Source organism: Caproiciproducens sp. CPB-2, assembly GCF_036287215.1.
In the GTDB taxonomy this organism is placed as follows: Bacteria; Bacillota; Clostridia; order Oscillospirales; family Acutalibacteraceae; genus Caproiciproducens.
In genome coordinates, this window is the sequence record NZ_CP142860.1 from 1,674,264 (window position 1) to 1,692,521 (window position 18,258).

Consider the following 18,258-nt stretch of genomic DNA (forward strand, 5'->3'; position numbering starts at 1 on the left):
GATCCCTCTTTTTTTGTTTTTCCGATAAACGCTTTGCGAACTGATCCGATATGAACTTCCCATTTATTGCAGTCTATTCCTCTAATGTACTGTTAGTTTGGGCTATCCTTAGAAAACGCAATGCAAAATTTGAAACAAAGGGAGTATTGATTCTACCGTCATAAAGACTTTCCAAATGTTTCCGTAATTTTCTTTCGTCCGAGTCTGTAAAATCAAATTCTCCCCAAAATGATGATGGCTTACAACTGGCTTTCTGCACTTTACGTGCATCACAAAGACTTGTTGGTAGTCTTAAATGTTGCCGCTCTATCAGTTCATAAAAAGATAGTCGGTTTGTTAGAATTTTCATATTTACTTCTCCTTAAAAATATTAGTGTTTTGATTTATTAGAAAGTTTGCTTTTAAAAGCATTCTGACTACAAAAGCCTTATGAATCCTAGCGGCATTGAAAACATCTTTGAACATTATTTGCAGGGTATTAATGTTTTCTAAAACAGATTTTTCTAAATTTAATGTTGTATTATATTCGCAGTCGTTGACCTGGGGTTCATCAACTAGTTTTAATTGATAAGATTTTACTGATTTCCAATCAATCTTATTTATATCCTTCGAAAATACATCTTTGGTGATTTTGTTTACTAACCAGCCATAAGTAGCTGAAACATCTTCCTTTTCTTTATAATTTTCTTTTTCTTTTCTCAAGATAAATTCACTTTCCTGGCTTAACCGCATTTGTACTCTCATAACTCCGCCTTCATAATGTATTATTTTTGATTACGTAATCATTTTAACTGATATAATTGATTTTGTCAAGTCAAATGTTTGGTAAATTGATTGCAACCATTTGTTACCTATCGGCTTTCCTGAATACTTTGCAGCTTTTGGACTTTGTATAACCGCCTTTCCATTGTAATTGCTTTTTTATGGTGATATAATAAAAAACAATCCGTTTGGTGAGGAAGGGGGGCTTGGCATTTTTAGTTCTATGCTCCCGGCGATAGAAAGTTATGGTTATACGTTTAAAATATTAAAAATAAAAACATGTATGTTATATTGAGTAAGGTTTATACAACAGACGGCAGGAGGACAATGGATTTGAACAGCATGAATCATATTTTAATTGGAACCATTGTGTATGAGTACCTGAACGAGAAATACGGCATTGTTTTAAATAAATCGCGTTTTTTAACGGGCAATACATGCCCCGACCATGGAATTTCTTTTCTACGTCCTCACAAAATGAGATACTGCAATAAAATGGTGCGCAGAAAGACGGAAAAGCTTTGCAGGAACGATTATCAGATCATCAGCGCAAAGGCGTCCAAAAAACTTGGCATTTTGTGTCACTACTACGCGGATTTCTTCTGTTGCGCACACAGCTCTCAATTCAGCGGCAGCATCAGAGAGCATGTCCGGTATGAGAACGAATTGCTGCAATTTATGAGGGAAAATTATTCCGCTTTTCGCGAGATGGATTATGTAGCAAATGCGGCCGTTCCGGAGAGTGTAGCGGAAATCAATAGCAGGATGCGAGGCCTGATTGAAAAGAGACCGGCAAGGGAATACGATTTTGGTACGGAACTGTTCTGTGCCATCCAGGCGTGTGCGGTACTGGTGCTTTCCGTCAGTCTTGCCATTCTTTCGCAGTACAATCAGGTATTGCAGCAGGAGCTGAACATGAGAAAGACAGCGTAGATTATTGTACTTTCACTGAATACTTAATTAATAAAATCAGATGCTGAAAAGCACAAAAACCCGTCAAACGTAAGTTTGGACGGGTTTTTGTTTGCGGCTTCAATCGTCTGGATTTAATCTGAAACCTGAGCGAATTCAATCCGCTCATTGTTAGGCCCTAAGAACAGAAAAAAGCGATTGCTTCTGGGAGCAAACATTTCGTTTGATTCGATTCCGTTACTGACGATCTTACATCCCATTGCAACGATTTCCTCATATGCCGCGTCGATATTTTCACTTGCTAAGGCGATATGATCAATCGCGCCGGCAGGCTTCTCATCTACACGGCGGCGGTAAATTTCCAAACGGCAGCTTCCGTTTTCCAAAATACAGGAAAATTCATGCATCACAACCGGTACAAAACCAAAGTTTTTATAGAATTCTACTGTAGTGGTAAAGTCACCGGCGGGAATTGCCACGTGAGCGAGGCCTGTTGGAACATTTTTTATCATTTTTTCATCCTCCATATTTCGTCAAATTCCTTGCTGATTGTCACACATCACACAAATTTTGTATCGTTTTAATATTACATGCAGCAAACAATAAAGTCAATAAAAATTTAGCCCTCCCGATCATAGCGGGAGGGCTTACGTTGATTTATACGGTAATATCAAGCAGATGATCGCTTAGAGAAGTGACAGAATCTCCGATCCGGTTGCCCGCTTGTGCGGTATCAGTCATTTGCGTTTCCTGTGCCTTTTTATTCGCTTCATTTTGCAGCTGCTGAATTTGCTGCTGAATCTGGGAAATCTGCTGTTGAAGCAGAGCCTTCTGCTCCTGAATCTGATCGGAATCCTGCCCGGAGGAATCGGTATCCAATTCGGTAAGCTCCTGCTGCAGTTGTTTTTCCTGCGCTCTTAATTTGCTGATTTCGCTTTGATTGCCGGTACCCGATGTCGCGGTGTAGCTGCTGATGCCTGAAACCGCCGAAATGCTCATAATGAATCACTGTCCTTTATATTGATAAATTTTCCTCTTATGAATGATATCGGTACCTTCACATGGAAATGAATGCTTTTTATGAAATTTAAGTTTGGTTTATGTTTCGATGGTATCAGGCAGAGGGGAGGGCTTTACAAAGTTACAGATAATACAAAAACCCCGCTAAAACCAAGTGTTATCACCCACAGGTACAACTACTGAACCGAGGGGTAACCGGTACGAGGCAACAAGAAAGTAGACATTTATTCACGATTATGTGAGCAGATGTCTGCTTTTTTGTTGTAAATTTTATTCACGAGGCTCTGCACAGGTTGAATTTGAGAGCATACGGTCGCTAAGTTGACAAACCAGCTCAAGAAATACCGTGACGATCTCAAGTGTGTTGCTGGGATCAAGGTGCGCAGTGAACATATGAAAGAGAACATAAAGCTAATTGCCGAAGAAAAACAACTCGCTGCTGATCAGATTGGCAAGAAGAAAAGCAAAGCACGAGGCTGCGAACGGTGAAAAGTAAAGAAGCTTTGCCTATTTCCCAATATTGCAAGTCAAACCCTGTACGATCATCATCTTCAAGCTGGCCTTGATTTAAACAGAAAATTTTTAGCCAACCATCGTTATTATATTGCTGTTTGAGAGATATGCATATTCTATGGCTTCAGGAGCAGTATCGTTTGCTTCAGCTACCCGGTTTTCGTTATTTGTAGTCTGAACTACAATTTTACCAGCCGCAAAAGTTGCATGGTTTTGCTTTTGATTACTATGTTTTCCTTTTCTATAAAGTGTAAATTAATCATTTTAAGGGATAATAATAACAAAAAGACTCCAAGGTGGTGGGTAGATGAGTGTTATTTCGGTCATAAAAAATATTGTTATATACAAAGAACCAAAAAATAATGAACGGTTTGAATTGCTTGAGGATGAGCAAGAGGATATGGTAAACGGCGAAGCGCCTGAAACATCAGAAACGGCCGCACAAAACTTCAATGAAAATGAGGAGAACATCCTTCATCAGCCGTCGAAAAATATAATGCAGACGCTCAAAAGAGTAATGAAGCATAAGAAGCAGGAAGAAGCTCCAAAAGCAACAAACGACGCAAAAGCAGAGCAAAATCAAGACAGTTACAATAATGTGTCTAAAGATCTGAAGAAAAACTTACAAAAAATGAAGCAGGAATTTCATTTCCCTACCAATCAAGATATTGTCATCAGGGAATTTAAAGTAGTGCAGAAAAGTAATGCCTTTATTGTGTATATTGACGGTATGGTCGATAAGAACACCATAAACGATTATATTCTGCGTCAGTTGATGGCAGAGCAAAAAAACAACAAAAACACGAAAATAAGTGTTGATTATATCACAGATAATCTTCTTGCAATTAACCAGGTTATTAGGCAGACAGATTATGAGGAAATTATCAAGCAGATACTAAACGGCCTTACCGCACTTTTTGTTGAAGGTAATCAAGAATGTGTTCTCATCGAAAGCCGCGGATATGAAAAAAGAAGTGTTTCCACGCCGTTAGACGAATCGGTAATCAAGGGGCCCCAAGAGGCATTTACTGAGAATCTGCGCACAAATTTGACATTAGTACGTAAAATCATTAAAAATAAAGACCTTGTTACCGAGATGATGCCTATGGGGAAGGCAGAAAATACAACCTGTGCGATTATGCATATTAAGGGTATCACCAATCCCAAAATTGTGCAGGAAGTAAAAAGAAGGATTGGCAGCATCAATATTGATTTTATAGCGGGGGATGGTGGATTAGACCAACTGATTGAGGATCACCCTTTTTCTCTGTTCCCTCAAATACTAAGCACCGAGCGACCCGATAAAACGGCATCCTTTTTAATAGATGGAAAGGTCGCCATTATCTGTGATGGCTCACCTTATGCAAGTATAGCCCCGATAACATTTTTTCGTTTTTTCCACACCTCTGAGGATACAATTCTTCGTTGGCAATTTGGTACATTTTTGAGGCTTATTAGGATGGTTGCCGCCTTTTTGGCAACATTTTTACCCGGGCTTTTCGTTGCCCTTACTTTATATCATCAGGAGATGATTCCCACCGAACTTCTATTTTCACTTTCGAGGGCAAGAGAAAATATCCCCATCCCTTCAATATTGGAACTTCTGGTCATGGAGTTATTCTTCGAGCTTATGCGGGAAGCAGGTGTACGGTTACCTGGGGCTATTGGCCAAACCTTAGGCATTATCGGCGCTATTATCCTGGGTTCAGCGGCTGTTGCCGCAGGTATTGTGAGCCCTATATTAATTATGGTTGTCTCAATTACCGGATTGTGCAGCTTTGCAATTCCTAATTATAGCATAGCATTTGGGGTCAGGATAACGAGGTTTATATTTTTTTTCTTTGGTGCGATTGCGGGCTTTTACGGTATTGCGGCGGGTATTTTCATTTTTGGCGGTCTTGCCTGCTCCATGAAATCCTTTGGTGTGCCATACTTCAGCCCTGTTGCACCTAAAACGAAAGCAAATCATGATATTGGTATCATGGCACCTCCTTGGACGCTCAAAGAAAGACCGGACTTTCTTAATACAAACAACAGGAAAAGAACGAGCGGCACAGTGCGGGGCTGGATACAGCAAGCTAACAGAGGTAACGGCAAATGATTAAAGAGGGAAAATTCGGTGTTCAGGAAGCCGTATGCCTTATCACGGTAACAATAACTTCTAAAGTTTTTTTCTCAAGCCCGGCAATAATTGCAGGGCTTATAGGCAACACAGGTTGGTATACTACTTTAATTTCAGCTGCGGTTGCTCTTGTAGGTTTCTGCTTTATTTATTTACTATTGAAGCGTTTCCCGGGCAAAGACATCGTGGAAATATTTGATACAGCCTTAGGACGAGTTGTTGGATTTATCTTTTCGGGGATATTAGGAATATACATGCTTTTTATTTCTGTTACCAGAGTAAATGAATTATCGGAATTTCTTAAGGTTTACGTTATTCCTCTAAGTCCCAACTGGCTCATTATCGGTATTTTTATTACTTGCATTTTTACTCTTTCTTTGTTGGGCTTAGAGAGTATTGCAAGGCTTTCAAAGCTTTTAATATATGCCTTGTTAGCCGGTTTTTTAGTCGTACTGCTTCTGGGTATACAGAATTATAATATTAATAACTTGTTCCCCATCCTTGGATATGGATTAGATAAAATTGCTTTTCAAGGTATTGTAAGAAGTTCTGTTTACGGTGAAGTGATTATACTCGCGATATTTGCTAAATCCTTTCAGGGTGTTAAGTTTATAAAAAAAGAGGGCATAACCGGTATTTTGCTGTCTGCTGCGATTATTTCTGTATCGGGTCTTTCTTATTCATTGACTTTTCCGTATTACGTAGCCCAAGAAATAACCGCGCCTATGTATGCGATGTCAACACTTATTGATTATGGAAGGTTTATGCAGAGAGTTGAGCCATTATTTTTGTATGTATGGATTATCGGCAGTTTTATATCGGCATCCTTGGTTTTCTATTCGTTCATATGGATATTCTGTAAAACATTTAGAATACAGGACAAAAAGCCAATCATAATCGGCAGTTGTACTATCCTTTATGCAACCGCTTTAATGCACAAGGATATCATATCCATAATTTTGGGGTACGTTGTGCTGATAAGAAATTTTGGTTCATTGCCGCTATTTGTATTGCCCTTGATAGCCTTGATTGCAGCATTGATCAGGAAAAAAGGAGGCAATTTGAATGCGTAAGGTAATCATCCTATTGATTTTAGGCACTTTTCTGCTAAGTTTAACAGCTTGCTATGATGCTCACGAAATGGACGATATGCTGTATGTTGTTACCATAGGAGTAGATAAGGGGATATCCGACAAATGGCGATTAACGATACAGTTTCCCACCATGAAAGAAGGCGGAGGACAGACACAATCCGGCAGTGGCGGCGGCGGGCAGTCACAATCCGGCAGCGGCGGAGATGAGCAGAGTGGGCACAGTTATGCTTCTATTGACGCGCCCTCGTTCTTTACAGGCATCGACATGTTAAATGCTTCCTTGCCAAGAAAGCTTAATTTCACACACACGCAGATTATTGTGTTTTCTGAAGAGCTGGCTAGAGAAGGGCTGATCGGGGAATATATAGCGCCCTTAAGCAGATTCCGTGAGATACGCAGAAGCGCCCATGTATTTGTTGTGAAGGGGAAAGCTATAGATTTTTTAAAGGAGAATAAGCCTGTGATTGGGACGACTATATCAAAAAGTTTTCAAGTGCTTACACATGCAAGTGAAAATATCGGTTTTTTCCCACACACTACACTTGAGAACTTCTATGAAGGCCTCAAGTCTCCCTACGGTCAGGCCATTGCAGCTATGGCCTCGGTAAATGATTCAAAAAGTTTTGCTGAGAACGGTGAACCTTGGGGGACAAAATTTAAAACAGGAGGAGACTATTTTGCAGGCCAGCTTCCGCGAACCGGCCAAAATAAAATTGAGGTATGGGGTACTGCATTATTTAACGGCGATAAGATGGTGGGTGAACTGAACGGGGATGAGACCCGGTTTTTGCTCATGATACGAGGCGAGTTCAAGCAAGGCTCCTTTACAATGCAAGACCCCCAAAAACCCGAACTGATTATACCTTTGGATGTTAGAGTCTCTAAAAAGCCCCAAATTGATATAGATATTAAAGATAAAAAGCCTGTTATTCGGCTCAAGGTTCAACTGGATGCGGATTTACTTGCCGTACAGAGCATGATAAATTACGAACAACCAGAACTTCAGTCACTATTGGAAGAGACCTTTAAGAAAAGCGTAGAAGAAGGAATCACAATGCTTATAAAAAAATGCCAGGGTTTAAATACTGATGTTTTTCATTTTGGTGACTATGCCGCGAAAAACTTTTTAACCATTGATGCATTTGAAAGCTATGATTGGAACAGACATTTTAAAGAAGCTGAAGTGATTGTCGATGTCAACTTTGCTATCCGTAGGACTGGAACGCAAATAAAAAGCTACCCTATAAAAGATCCGATAGGAGTGAATTAGATGAAGTATATTATAGTTGTGCTTCTGTTTGCCGAATTGATTTATCTGTTAAGTTTCGCTAAATATAACTGGGTAAAAAAGAATCGGCTTGCGGCAATAGGTTCGGCAATTATTGGCCTTGCGGCTTTTGCGCTTCCACTTTTTTTGATTTTCTTTGGGCAATATGAGTTATAACGCGGATGTTAACGCAGGAAACGGTTCGGATTCTACTCTGCCGGTCACCGTTGATAAAAAAAGCGGCAGGGTAGGCGTGGACGTCGACGCGGGCAATGGACTCATGTCTGATGGAAAAACCACCGTTATTACAGTACCGTCCGTCCCCGACGTCGATACTTATATGCTGGGCATCCCTGTTTCAAGTCTGTCAAGAGAGAGACGCTGTTCACACAAGGGGTAACGTCTCTCTCTTATTCTTCTACAATAAGCTCGACCTTAGCTTCAACGCTGTTATTGAGCAACATCCACACCGCTATCCTGTTGGTGATACACTTTGCCTGTCGGAAAGGCTGAAACGGAGAATCAGATTGAAAAGATGAATATTCAGGATTTAGAATAATAAAGTAGCTTTACGAATGATTCTGTGCTATGCTGTGTCGCTGAAGGGAGGCGGTACGCATGGACAACATCCTGAAAACGCTGTACGACCATTTCTACCGATTGCCAGAATTCACCCCGCAGGAAGCGAGAATCACAGAAAACCATCAATTATTGCGACAGCGGCTGAGCAGCCGAAATCGCAAACTGGTTCTACGGATCATGGATGACAAAGATCTGATCTGTTCGGACGTTTCGCTGGACAGCTTCATTTGCGGATTCTGGCTGGCGTGGCAGATTGCAAATCAAATACAAAATTACGACGGGTGTTCGGAGTGCAGCCAAAGAGCTGAACCGGACGCCCGTCTTGTATTTTCAAAGGAGGCAGTCAAATGAAGAAGAAAATTATCCTCGTAGTAGCCATTATCACCTGTGTCGCGCTATGTACCGCTGTGTGGCCTTGGAGCTTCGAAGTCGGGGATTTACCCATTGAGCCAATAAAACCCGCCGTAATCGCCGAAATTGAGGCGCGGGCAGAAGAAACACCACAGATTTTTCTCTCTGCCGATATTCCTGCTCCTGAACAGGAGGCTGTCGCAGAAAGTGAACCGCAGAAAACTGATATAACGGCAGAAAAAGAAATACAAAAGCCTGCGCCAACACAGCAAACACAAACTCATAAGCTGTCTCCATCATCCTCTGAGCCGCACATGGGAGATGTTCGCGTCGTAAACAGCGAGAAGCAGACTTACATCGACGGCTTTGGCTGGATAGAGGACCACAGCAGTGAGGGCGGCGGCACAACTGTCGGAAACCCGGGCGACGAGCTCACCGGCAACAAGGTAGGGCAGATGGGCGGTACGACTGGCGATGGCAAGGGCGACATCAATAAGCAGGTCGTGCGTCATGGGCGGCGGAGAATCCTCGACGCCGAGAGAAACAACCCCTCCGCCCGCAGAACAGCCGGAACGGACCGGCGATGTCATATACATCGAGATGATGCCAACACCCACAAAGGACAGCACCCCGCCGCCATATAAGCCGAACACAACACTTCCAACGAACCTGTAAGACACTGAAATAGCGCACTCAGCCCCGACTGACCGAGTGCGCTGTTTCTTTCTGCTGTTCGTATTCGTAAGGTTTTGAAGCTGTTAGCTACATTCTATCTGTTCGGCTTCGATGGATTTGGTACGATGCCGACGAACTATGAACCCTGTTCTTTACGCCGCTTGCGCCTCCATGATATAATTTCATCAAAAGCTGTCAAAAGCGAGGTGACTCCGTGAAAAAGAAGAAAAGGACGCTGCTTGACCTTGACCATATTCCAACGCTCGATGAGTTGCGCGCGTACTTTAAGGAAAATGATTTCTCAGCGGCGACATATGTAGACGTCGATTATGAAACGATGGACGCCGAAAGCGTTGAAGCTCTTGAATACATAAAAGGTCTGATGGACGAGAAATGGGAGCCGCTATCGCGTGAGATGGGCTTGAAGTCCGACTCGTCATATTACGGAAAGGACAATCCGCTGATTGCTATGTGTAATAACATGGAAAGCCTCGTCGCCGGCGGCGTGATGAAGCTCCTTAATGAAAAGCCTGAAGTGGCTGCCGAAATTCTGGATCACTTTTTTCAAGACCCTGACGTGGAACAACACGCCGACGACTTTTTGAATAATGCTGTGAAAACGGCAATGCAGGTCATGAACTACGAGGAACTCGCGCAGGTCGTTCAGGATAACGCCGCATACGAGGACTTCAATCACGATAAATTCGACAACTACCGCTCCAAGGATTTTGACCGTAAATGGAATCATACTCGCTCAAAAACCGAAACCGTCTCGTTTAACGAGATGGAGGATACCGTAAACGGCGAGGGAGAAAGCTCTCCGGTGCAGGTTGCGGACACCTCTGTAAACGTAGAGGATGAAGTCATCACTCACCTGACCGGCAAAACCTTTTGGGACAGCATCTCTGATGACGACAGAACGCTTCTTAGAATGAGGATGAGCGGCAAGACCCAGCAGGAGATTGCCGATACGCTCGGCTACAAAACGCACAGCGCCGTCACCAAACGGCTGCAAAAGCTGAAAGAGATATTTGAAAACAGCGATCAATGAATGATGTGCCTGTCGATGTGTTCGGCAGGCATATTTTTTTGAAAATATTTTTTATCCGAAGGAACAATTTGTTTTCCTTATGTCGTAAGGAGGTAAGAGGAAAACACAATAAACGATGAGCATCCGTCGAAAGGCGGGTGCTTTTTCTGTTGCGCGTTTTCCAAAATAAATACGAACAGGAGGAAAACAACTTGAACAACGAAACCAAAAAGAAAGGGAAGCTGTGCTTTGACACCATCGACGGCGCGACGCTGATGAGCACGCCGCTCCAACCGCTTATCTTCGTGGTGGACTCGCTCATCTCGCAGGGGCTTCATGTCCTCGTGGGTTCTCCAAAGGTCGGCAAGTCGTGGCTGGCGCTATGGCTGTCGGTCACGGTGGCGAAGGGCGAGCTGGTCTGGGGTATGCAGACACGGCAGGGCACGACGCTCTATCTCTGTCTTGAGGACAGCAGGCTCCGTATTCAGAACCGGCTGTTTGGAATCATGGAGGACGCACCACCCATCGTTCACTTCTGCACCGACGCCTTCATCATCGGCGGTGGTCTGGAGGAACGCATCGAAACCTTTATCGGCGAGCATCCCGATACCGTTCTCATCATCATTGACACGCTGCAGATGGTGAGAGGCACGGGCTACGACAACACTTACGCAAACGACTACCGTGACCTGTCGATTCTGAAAAAGCTGGCGGACAAGCATGGCGTCGCTATCCTGCTTATCCATCATCTTCGCAAGGAGGGCGCCGACGATGTGTTCAATCGCATCTCAGGTACGACGGGCGTCCAAGGCGCTGTGGATTCCAGCTTCACGCTCATCGAGGACAAGCGCGGCAGCGGCAAGGCAAAGCTCTCCTGCATCGGCAGGGATATCGAGTACAGAGAAATCTGTCTTGAGCGCAACGAGGATAACGTCTGGGAGATGGTGTCGGGCAGCCGTGAGCAGCCGGAGCTTTTGGGCGACGCCATTATTTCTCTTCTCTCTGCATTTATGAAATCCGCTCCTCGCTTCATCGGCACTCCGACTGAGTTGGCAGATAAGCTGTTCAGTCAGAGCGGCGAGAAGATATCGCCGAAGAAAATATCCCAGCGTATTCTTCAGAATGCTGATGCGCTCATGAACGCGGGAATCACCTTCGACATCCGGCGCAGTAACGGCAAACGTCTCATCGAGCTTCACCGTGCCGATGGTGACGATAGTGCCGATACCCCGGATACCCCGAATATCGTCCCTGTCGACCCTGTATGCGGGGCCTTGGATGCGGAAGCTCTCCCCTTGGGAGAGGCAAGCAAAGCGTCCGGCTATACGCCGGCCACTTTAAGCGGGGCGCTGCCCCACACCCCAGTGACGAAAGGAGTACGATATGAAAAAACAGAAGGATAAAACCTATGCGTTCCGAGTCAGTTCCGCTGACCTGAATAAGATAAAAATCAACGCCAAACGAGCCAAACTGACCATTACCGATTACCTCACGGCCTCTGCGCTGAACAAAGAGATTACTGTCGTTGATGGATTGGAATCGCTGGTGCCGGAGTTGAAAGCCCAGGGGAGAAACCTGAATCAGCTGACCACCCTCGCTCACATGGGCAGGGTCTATCCGGAACAGATTGACCGCCTCACCGATGCCTACGGCGATATATTCTCGGCGCTCAAAAAAATTCTGGAGGTGAAGTGATGGCGACCTTTACCCGAGTAAAAGTGAAAAAGCAGTCCTGCGGACGGATGCTTGGTGCGCTTGCCTATGTGCTTCGGGATAAGAAAGTCCGCTTTGATGGCGACAGAGTGGAAAGCGGCGTCAACTGCACTCCCTACACCAGCTACCTTGAGATGATGGCGACGAAGCAGATGTTCAAAAAAACATCTGACGTTTGCTTCTTTCATTTCGTTCATTCTTTCTCGGATAAGGAGAAGATCACGCCATGGCAGGCAAATGAGATTGCCCGCGAGCTTGCCGAAAAGCTGTTCCCAAATTACGAGTGCGTCATCGCCACCCACTCCGATACCGACAACATCCACTCGCATATCATAGTCAACTCGGTTAGCTTCAAAGACGGGAAGAAGCTGCACCTGTCGCCCACCTCCATCGAGGAGCAGCGGCAGGTCAACGACCAGATCTGCATGGCGCATGGCTTCTCCGTACTGGAACCCTACACCGGGCAGAAAAGAAAAAAGCGTCTGACACCCGGCGAGTACCGCGCCGCCGAGCGAGGCGAGAGCTGGAAGTTCCGTCTGATGAAAGCCATCGATGAGGCTCTGGAATACTCCCGCACCCGTATGGATTTCATCACAAATATGGAGTACGAGGGCTATGAGGTGCGCTGGGACGATACGCACAAATACATTCTGTTTGTCACGCCGGATGGCTGCAAGTGCCGTGACCGGAGCCTGCATGACGACACCTATCTCAAGGAAAACCTTGAAAAACTGTTTGAATACCGCACGGTGCATGGTTTTACACCTCAGACCCCGGAGCCGCCCGAGGGCTGGCTGTCGCAGATGTATACGGCTGAAAATGTTCTTTCCGATGCCGTCCGGCTGGGCAAAAGCATTGAGAATATTGGGGATGTACCGCCTCCGCTCCAGCCTTCCGTCTTTACCGACAGCAAGCAGCGTCAGCGTGAAGCCCTCAAAAAGCTATCGCAGGGGCACAAGCTCCAGAGCGAGCAGGAGCAGGATATGAACCTGACAATGTAACCCGTAAGGGAGAAAGGATACCTATGGACAGAGAAAAAATGATCTCACAGCACTACCTGAAGACAGGAATCCTCGGGGCTTACGAAACCGCCGAGGTCATGCATGAGGAAGAAGAAAACGGGAAATACGCTCCCTGCTTTGAGGATGCCACCGTCTTTTTTGGCAAAACACAGACCACAACCAACCGATCCATGTGCATCGAGGGCAGGCAGTATCGCGTCTGTTCGGTGTTCCCGGCAGTCACTGAGCACACACCCACGGACAAGTTGCTTGCCCTAATCGACACCGAGCTTGAAAAAGAAACGCACAGTGCCTGAATTCAATAGACTTGCGGAAGCCGGTGCGGTATGATGTGGTTACCGTACCGGTTTGCCTCAAAAGAAGGAGGTTTAATAAAAGATGGCAAACCCAAAATACAACATACTTTATGGCAGGCTCAGCCAGGAGGACGAACTCAAGGGCGACTCCAACAGCATTCAGAACCAGAGAATGCTCCTTGAAAAATATGCACAGGAAAACGGCTTCGTCAACGTAAAATTCCTGTACGACGACGGTTACTCGGGCACCAATTTCAACCGTCCGGCGTGGAGTGAAATAATGAAGTTGATCGAAAGCAGCGAGGTCGAAACCCTCATTGTAAAAGACCTTTCGAGGCTGGGACGCGAATATCTGCAGGTAGGTTATTACACGGAAATCTACTTTCCTCAACAGGGCGTCCGCTTTATTGCGGTCAACGACGGCGTCGATTCGCTTTACTCGGAAACCAATGATTTTACTCCGATGCGCAATTATTTCAACGAGCTCTACGCCAAGGACTCCAGCAAAAAGGTGCGCATTGTGAAACGGGCTCAGGCTGAACGCGGCGAGCTTCTCGGCGGCAAACCGCCCTACGGCTACAAAAGGGATGAAACAGTCCGCAAGGGAATCGTACCAGACGAGGAAGCAGCGGGAGTTGTGAAGCGCATCTTCGCCCTCTGCGCCGAAGGAAAAGGCCCGAACCAGATCGCAAGGCTGCTGACAAAGGAGCAGGTGCTCACGCCGAGCAATTATAGCTACAGGAAAACAGGAGTCTCTCACGCAGAATTGGATACAACCAGACCATACAGCTGGTGCGGCAGCTCGGTTACCGGAATCCTTGACAACAAAACCTACCTCGGGCACATGGCGGGCCTGCGCTCCACGACGTTGTCCTACAAGAACAAGAAGCTCATTCGGCACCCGGAATCGGAGCAGATTCTGGTGGAGAATACCCATGAGCCGCTGATCACCCAGGAGCTGTGGGACATCGTGCAGGAGGTCCGCAAGCATAAGAAACGGACGCCAAAGCAGATGGAAGAGCCGAATATGTTCTCGGGACTGGTGTATTGCGCTGACTGCGGGAAGCCGTTGGTGCTCCACAGGGCGCACACGATGAAGGCGACTCAGAACAATTTTATGTGCTACACCTACAAAAAGAAGGGCAAGGAGGTCTGCTCGGCTCACTATATCCGTGAGCAGGACTTGACGAGGATCATACTTGACGACCTACGCAGGGTTACTCACTTCGCGAGACAGAAGGAAAGGCTGTTTGCCGAGTACATCAACCAGAAAAACAGCGTAGAGCTTCGCCGGGAGATCAATACCGTGCAGAAGGAGCTGGATTCCATGCGTCGCAGGAACGCTGATCTGACGGCGCTTTTCAAGAGGCTTTATGAGGATAACGTGTTGGGGCGCGTCACCAACGAGCAGTTCCGCATCCTCTCCGGCGACTACAACGCCGAGCAAAAGGAACTCTCGGCAGCCATCCCCGAGAAAGAATCCCGACTGGAGAAGCTCAAGGCTTCCGCCGCCAACGTGGACGCATTTATTGAGAAAGCTAAGCGGTACACAGAAATCCAAGAGCTCACGCCGGAAATTCTGAGGTTGTTCATCAGCCGGATTGAGGTCGGCGAACGCGGTGAGAAATACTCCCGCACCGCCGAACAGAGCATCCGCATCATCTACCGCGACGTTGGTGTTATGGACAGCGTGGAGCCGGTCGAAGAAAATATGGAACAAGAATACATTGCATAGAAAGCGCATGAGGCGGACGACTTTCGCCGTCCGCCTCTACATACAAGACTGGTTCAAAACATGTCCCTGTGAACGCTAACAGAAGTTTTAGCGGGGTTTTATGGAGCTGCTAATGCGATTCGAACGCATGACCTCATCCTTACCAAGGATGTGCTCTGCCAACTGAGCCATAGCAGCAAATGGCGACTCGGATCGGGATCGAACCGACGACCTCTAGCGTGACAGGCTAGCGTTCTAACCAGCTGAACTACCGAGCCATTTACCGTGGACAACGAATATCATTATACTGAAAAGGCCGTTACTTGTCAACAGATAAACGACAAAAAAATAATAATTTTTTATTTGACAAACCTTCCCCGGAAAATCGGGGAGAGTTCCCGCTATTCCTGCTTGATTGCGGTCAGCGCGCTGATTTTGACGGCCCGGTTCGCAGGATGAAAACCGGAAACCAGGCCGACCATGGTGGAGAAGACAAGTGCGCCCAGCGCCAGCCAGACCGGAATGATGGAAATCTGAACGGCGGCGCCTCCGGTTCCCATTGCGTCTCCGCCGCCCGCGCTCTGCGCGGCGTACAGGGTGTTGATCAGAAAAGAGATCGCGTAACTCTGCGCAATCCCGATGGCGCCGCCCATAAACCCGATGGCTCCGGCTTCAACCAGAAACATGGTGCGGATATTCCGAACGACACAGCCGAGCACCTTCATGATCCCGATTTCACGGGTTCTTTCGTAGATGGACATAATCATGGTGTTTGTAATCCCCAGAGCCGCCACCAAAAGCGAGATCGCGCCAAGGCCGCCCAGAATCATCTGAATGGTTCTCATCTGCTCCTCAAGCGGTTTTCGGACGCTTTCCATGCTGTAGGTGGAGAATCCCATATCCTGTATTGCCTTCTCCGCGGCCGGGACAGCCTCAACGGAAGCGACCTTTACGCTTGCACTGTCGTATCCGTCTTTTTTGTTGGGGTCCTTTTTGATATTGTTCAGCTTGTTGTATTTATCCCGAAGCTGCTTCGCAAGGGTGACATCCATAAAAACGGAATGGCTGGGGGAAGGGTCCTTTCCCCAGTCTTCCATTAGAGTACCGACGCATTGAAGCTTGACCGGCTTGGCTTTCGCGGTGGAGTCCTCCGGCAGGCTGATCTCGGCCTGGAATTTGTCGGTGAGGGCGGAAACATAAGGGTCGGGCATCTTTCCGTTTTTATCTGCCTGGGGAAAAATCATGTTGTTGCTGGATTTCCGGCTGTCGATAAAATCGTATTCCGCGTCTTTGCCAAACAGAATGGTCGTTTCCGGGGCTCCTTCCGCCGGGAGCGTTCCGGCTTCCGCCTGATACCCGAATTCTTTCAGAGCGCTCATCGAAACGCCGTAAATCATTCCCTGATAGCTGTATTTCCGGCTTTTAATGGTGACAGCGGAAGGGTCAAGGTAAAAGACGGGAGTGACGGCCACGACATCCTTCATGGCTTTTACATTTTCCAGTGCTTTGTCGTCCAGCGCCGCCGAATCCGGAGTCTGGGAGTCATTCTTGATCGTGATGACCGTCAGGTCGCCCATGTTCTGCATCATGGTTTCCATGGACTGCTTAATTCCGATGCCAAACGACATCATGACGACGATGGCGCAGGTCCCGATCACAACGCCCATCACCGTCAGAAGGGTTCGGACCTTGCGTTTGAACAGATTGCCGAGCGCCATTGAAAGCATGTCTTTCCATTTCATGGCTTTTCCTCATTGGCAGACTGACTGGCTTCTATGGGAAGGTCATCGTAATCGTCGCTTTCCTCCAGCCGTTTCAGCTTCTTTGCTTTTCGTTTCTTAAGTATGACGACCAGTACGATGATTCCCGCTATTACTCCTCCGATTACCGAAAGAATTCCCCAGAGCGGCGGGGAAGAGGCGCCCGCGGTTGCCGGGACGGCGGACTCGGAATCGATTCCTTCGCCCGGATCCATTGCGGGCACTACCTCGCAGGAAAATTCCTTGAGCAGATTTTTGATTTCTCCGTTTGCGTCCTCGTAGCTGAAGGTCGCCGTGCCGGTCAGGGTTCCCTCGGCGGCGGGATTCAGTGTGGCCTGAAAGGTGTCGCCGACTCCGGAGTCTACATTGCCGATATAGGTGTTTGACTCGCCCGTGGTAAAGTTCCCGTCCAGCTTGACGGAAAGATTGAATATTTTGCTTTTTCCCTTATTTACGTAATTGATATTCAACTGGCCGGAGTCGCCCAGAAAAATCGGCCCCTGCAGCTCCGCTTCATTTGCTTCGAAGCGGTCGGACTGCGTCAGCGGGATGGCGATGGTCTCTGTTGCCTCAATGACCTCCCGCTTGCCGTCCAGAACGGCCTCATAATTGAAGGCGATGGAAACGCCGTAGGAATTCGGGGTGGCGTCGGCTTTGGGGATCAGGGCGATCTGTTCGGCAAAGACCGCGTTTGGGCCGACCTTGGGAATATAAAAGGTATTGGAGGATTTTGCGGGGGTGAACGCGCCCGCCACGGATTTGTCGTCGTCCCCGGCCACGGAAGAGACGGTGATTTTCAGGTTTTCAATCTGCGTGTTGGCGCTGGTATTTTTAAACCGCATGGCAAGATTGAATTCTTTGCCGCCCATCACCGCTTTTCCGCCGTAATCGTAATTTTCTATGATAATCAGCGGCTTGCTCTCATTGGTGGTTTCATCCTTGTCCGTTTTGGTACCGGTCACGGGAATAAAGACTTTTGAAGTAACGGATTTGTCCAGCTCATCCGCGGAAAGAATCAGGCTTACGACGTAGTTGTTGGTTGTCATTTTTGAGAGACAAGTCATTGGATAGGAAATGGTGGCGGTGGCGCCGGTATCCAGCGTGTTGATGTACTGTGTGTCCGTGACGCCGTTGATGCTGACTCCCTCCGCCGTGGAGGTGTCCAGCACGGCCATGATGTTTTCGCAGACGACGCTGCCGGTATTTTTCAGCGTGAAGGTCAGATTAAATTTTTCGCCCTCCTTGACCGGTGTGTGGTCAAGCCGATAGGACTGCACAACCAGTTTTCCCTGATCCTCCGTGTCGCTGCTGGTGCTGATAGGATCAAAAATGGTCTTTTGTGCTAAATAGGTTTTTGATTTATCGTCATCGTAATAAATTGTGAATTTCAGAGTACCCGCTCCGTCGCCAATCCGTTTCATATAT

21 protein-coding genes and 2 tRNA genes are annotated in these 18,258 nt (G+C 46.8%); 15 read left to right on the top strand and 8 right to left on the bottom strand.

The window, feature by feature from the left end; genetic code table 11:
* Positions 1–73: 73 nt before the first annotated feature.
* Entirely contained in the window at positions 74–349 is a 276-nt protein-coding gene (locus VXK30_RS08270) for a hypothetical protein (RefSeq protein ID WP_275715604.1), read from the bottom strand.
* 2 nt (positions 350–351) lie between these two features.
* A complete protein-coding gene (locus VXK30_RS08275) occupies positions 352–744 on the bottom strand; it encodes a hypothetical protein (protein WP_275715606.1) in 393 nt (130 codons plus the stop codon).
* A 360-nt stretch (positions 745–1,104) separates the two neighbouring features.
* Here VXK30_RS08275 and VXK30_RS08280 point away from each other — a divergent pair, with 360 nt between their 5' ends.
* On the top strand, positions 1,105–1,695 hold the full coding sequence (locus VXK30_RS08280; RefSeq protein ID WP_275715963.1) for a zinc dependent phospholipase C family protein: 591 nt from the start codon (positions 1,105–1,107) through the stop codon (positions 1,693–1,695).
* Positions 1,696–1,808: 113 nt separating this feature from the next.
* Here the strand turns inward: VXK30_RS08280 and VXK30_RS08285 are convergent, their stop codons facing one another.
* Both VXK30_RS08285 and VXK30_RS08290 read right to left on the bottom strand, forming a co-directional pair.
* Positions 1,809–2,186 (bottom strand): VOC family protein, encoded by a 378-nt coding sequence (locus tag VXK30_RS08285; RefSeq protein ID WP_275715607.1) that lies wholly within the window; start codon positions 2,184–2,186, stop codon positions 1,809–1,811.
* Between the two features lie 145 nt (positions 2,187–2,331).
* Complete coding sequence (locus VXK30_RS08290) at positions 2,332–2,673, bottom strand: FlxA-like family protein (protein ID WP_275715608.1); 342 nt, start codon at positions 2,671–2,673, stop codon at positions 2,332–2,334.
* A gap of 342 nt (positions 2,674–3,015) precedes the next feature.
* On the opposite strand from VXK30_RS08290, the gene VXK30_RS08295 reads away from it, so the two are divergent.
* The 14 genes from VXK30_RS08295 to VXK30_RS08360 all read left to right on the top strand — a co-directional run bounded on the left by VXK30_RS08295 (position 3,016) and on the right by VXK30_RS08360 (position 15,094).
* Positions 3,016–3,183 carry a hypothetical protein gene (locus VXK30_RS08295; protein ID WP_275715610.1) on the top strand — a complete coding sequence of 56 codons (168 nt, stop codon included), beginning with the start codon at positions 3,016–3,018 and terminating at the stop codon, positions 3,181–3,183.
* Between the two features lie 331 nt (positions 3,184–3,514).
* Complete coding sequence (locus VXK30_RS08300) at positions 3,515–5,308, top strand: spore germination protein (protein WP_275715612.1); 1,794 nt, start codon at positions 3,515–3,517, stop codon at positions 5,306–5,308.
* The gene (locus tag VXK30_RS08305) at positions 5,305–6,402 is read left to right on the top strand and encodes a GerAB/ArcD/ProY family transporter (RefSeq protein WP_275715613.1); all 1,098 of its coding nucleotides are present in this window, start codon (positions 5,305–5,307) and stop codon (positions 6,400–6,402) included. The genes VXK30_RS08300 and VXK30_RS08305 overlap by 4 nt, the downstream gene beginning before the upstream one ends.
* Positions 6,395–7,693, top strand: a complete 1,299-nt coding sequence (locus tag VXK30_RS08310; protein WP_275715615.1) for a Ger(x)C family spore germination protein — start codon at positions 6,395–6,397, stop codon at positions 7,691–7,693. The genes VXK30_RS08305 and VXK30_RS08310 overlap by 8 nt, the downstream gene beginning before the upstream one ends.
* Entirely contained in the window at positions 7,694–7,867 is a 174-nt protein-coding gene (locus VXK30_RS08315; protein WP_164918959.1) for a hypothetical protein, read from the top strand.
* Positions 7,857–8,090, top strand: coding sequence for a hypothetical protein (locus VXK30_RS08320; RefSeq protein WP_329494512.1), 234 nt, complete (start codon positions 7,857–7,859; stop codon positions 8,088–8,090). Before VXK30_RS08315 ends, VXK30_RS08320 begins: the two co-directional genes overlap by 11 nt.
* Positions 8,091–8,308: 218 nt before the next feature.
* Complete coding sequence (locus VXK30_RS08325) at positions 8,309–8,623, top strand: hypothetical protein (RefSeq protein ID WP_275715618.1); 315 nt, start codon at positions 8,309–8,311, stop codon at positions 8,621–8,623.
* Positions 8,620–9,267 (top strand): DUF6550 family protein, encoded by a 648-nt coding sequence (locus tag VXK30_RS08330; protein ID WP_275715620.1) that lies wholly within the window; start codon positions 8,620–8,622, stop codon positions 9,265–9,267. The genes VXK30_RS08325 and VXK30_RS08330 overlap by 4 nt, the downstream gene beginning before the upstream one ends.
* Positions 9,268–9,512: 245 nt before the next feature.
* A complete protein-coding gene (locus VXK30_RS08335; protein ID WP_275715622.1) occupies positions 9,513–10,349 on the top strand; it encodes a hypothetical protein in 837 nt (278 codons plus the stop codon).
* Positions 10,350–10,540: 191 nt separating this feature from the next.
* The gene (locus VXK30_RS08340; protein ID WP_275715624.1) at positions 10,541–11,731 is read left to right on the top strand and encodes an AAA family ATPase; all 1,191 of its coding nucleotides are present in this window, start codon (positions 10,541–10,543) and stop codon (positions 11,729–11,731) included.
* Positions 11,712–12,023: a plasmid mobilization protein gene (locus tag VXK30_RS08345; RefSeq protein WP_275715626.1), complete on the top strand. Its 312-nt coding sequence runs from the start codon at positions 11,712–11,714 to the stop codon at positions 12,021–12,023. Before VXK30_RS08340 ends, VXK30_RS08345 begins: the two co-directional genes overlap by 20 nt.
* Entirely contained in the window at positions 12,023–13,042 is a 1,020-nt protein-coding gene (locus VXK30_RS08350) for a relaxase/mobilization nuclease domain-containing protein (RefSeq protein ID WP_275715629.1), read from the top strand. Before VXK30_RS08345 ends, VXK30_RS08350 begins: the two co-directional genes overlap by 1 nt.
* Before the next feature lie 23 nt (positions 13,043–13,065).
* On the top strand, positions 13,066–13,359 hold the full coding sequence (locus tag VXK30_RS08355; protein ID WP_275715631.1) for a hypothetical protein: 294 nt from the start codon (positions 13,066–13,068) through the stop codon (positions 13,357–13,359).
* Positions 13,360–13,441: 82 nt separating this feature from the next.
* Positions 13,442–15,094: a recombinase family protein gene (locus VXK30_RS08360; RefSeq protein ID WP_275715633.1), complete on the top strand. Its 1,653-nt coding sequence runs from the start codon at positions 13,442–13,444 to the stop codon at positions 15,092–15,094.
* A 101-nt stretch (positions 15,095–15,195) separates the two neighbouring features.
* Here VXK30_RS08360 and VXK30_RS08365 read toward each other — a convergent pair.
* From VXK30_RS08365 to VXK30_RS08380, 4 genes are all read right to left on the bottom strand, one after another.
* Positions 15,196–15,271: transfer RNA gene (locus VXK30_RS08365), tRNA-Thr, on the bottom strand.
* 3 nt (positions 15,272–15,274) lie between these two features.
* Positions 15,275–15,351: transfer RNA gene (locus tag VXK30_RS08370), tRNA-Asp, on the bottom strand.
* 123 nt (positions 15,352–15,474) lie between these two features.
* Positions 15,475–16,815 carry an ABC transporter permease gene (locus VXK30_RS08375; protein WP_275715635.1) on the bottom strand — a complete coding sequence of 447 codons (1,341 nt, stop codon included), beginning with the start codon at positions 16,813–16,815 and terminating at the stop codon, positions 15,475–15,477.
* Positions 16,812–18,254: a cell adhesion protein gene (locus VXK30_RS08380; protein ID WP_275715637.1), complete on the bottom strand. Its 1,443-nt coding sequence runs from the start codon at positions 18,252–18,254 to the stop codon at positions 16,812–16,814. The genes VXK30_RS08375 and VXK30_RS08380 overlap by 4 nt, the downstream gene beginning before the upstream one ends.
* Positions 18,255–18,258: the final 4 nt, after the last annotated feature.

Coding starts and splice junctions, on each gene's coding strand:
- VXK30_RS08310 (WP_275715615.1), top strand. CDS start 6,395: ATGCGTAAGGTAATCATCCTATTGATTTTAGGCACTTTTCTGCTAAGT.
- VXK30_RS08270 (WP_275715604.1), bottom strand. CDS start 349: ATGAAAATTCTAACAAACCGACTATCTTTTTATGAACTGATAGAGCGG.
- VXK30_RS08285 (WP_275715607.1), bottom strand. CDS start 2,186: ATGATAAAAAATGTTCCAACAGGCCTCGCTCACGTGGCAATTCCCGCC.
- VXK30_RS08350 (WP_275715629.1), top strand. CDS start 12,023: ATGGCGACCTTTACCCGAGTAAAAGTGAAAAAGCAGTCCTGCGGACGG.
- VXK30_RS08355 (WP_275715631.1), top strand. CDS start 13,066: ATGGACAGAGAAAAAATGATCTCACAGCACTACCTGAAGACAGGAATC.
- VXK30_RS08290 (WP_275715608.1), bottom strand. CDS start 2,673: ATGAGCATTTCGGCGGTTTCAGGCATCAGCAGCTACACCGCGACATCG.
- VXK30_RS08330 (WP_275715620.1), top strand. CDS start 8,620: ATGAAGAAGAAAATTATCCTCGTAGTAGCCATTATCACCTGTGTCGCG.
- VXK30_RS08320 (WP_329494512.1), top strand. CDS start 7,857: ATGAGTTATAACGCGGATGTTAACGCAGGAAACGGTTCGGATTCTACT.
- VXK30_RS08360 (WP_275715633.1), top strand. CDS start 13,442: ATGGCAAACCCAAAATACAACATACTTTATGGCAGGCTCAGCCAGGAG.
- VXK30_RS08325 (WP_275715618.1), top strand. CDS start 8,309: ATGGACAACATCCTGAAAACGCTGTACGACCATTTCTACCGATTGCCA.
- VXK30_RS08345 (WP_275715626.1), top strand. CDS start 11,712: ATGAAAAAACAGAAGGATAAAACCTATGCGTTCCGAGTCAGTTCCGCT.
- VXK30_RS08375 (WP_275715635.1), bottom strand. CDS start 16,815: ATGAAATGGAAAGACATGCTTTCAATGGCGCTCGGCAATCTGTTCAAA.
- VXK30_RS08280 (WP_275715963.1), top strand. CDS start 1,105: ATGAATCATATTTTAATTGGAACCATTGTGTATGAGTACCTGAACGAG.
- VXK30_RS08300 (WP_275715612.1), top strand. CDS start 3,515: ATGAGTGTTATTTCGGTCATAAAAAATATTGTTATATACAAAGAACCA.
- VXK30_RS08275 (WP_275715606.1), bottom strand. CDS start 744: ATGAGAGTACAAATGCGGTTAAGCCAGGAAAGTGAATTTATCTTGAGA.
- VXK30_RS08305 (WP_275715613.1), top strand. CDS start 5,305: ATGATTAAAGAGGGAAAATTCGGTGTTCAGGAAGCCGTATGCCTTATC.
- VXK30_RS08380 (WP_275715637.1), bottom strand. CDS start 18,254: ATGAAACGGATTGGCGACGGAGCGGGTACTCTGAAATTCACAATTTAT.
- VXK30_RS08315 (WP_164918959.1), top strand. CDS start 7,694: ATGAAGTATATTATAGTTGTGCTTCTGTTTGCCGAATTGATTTATCTG.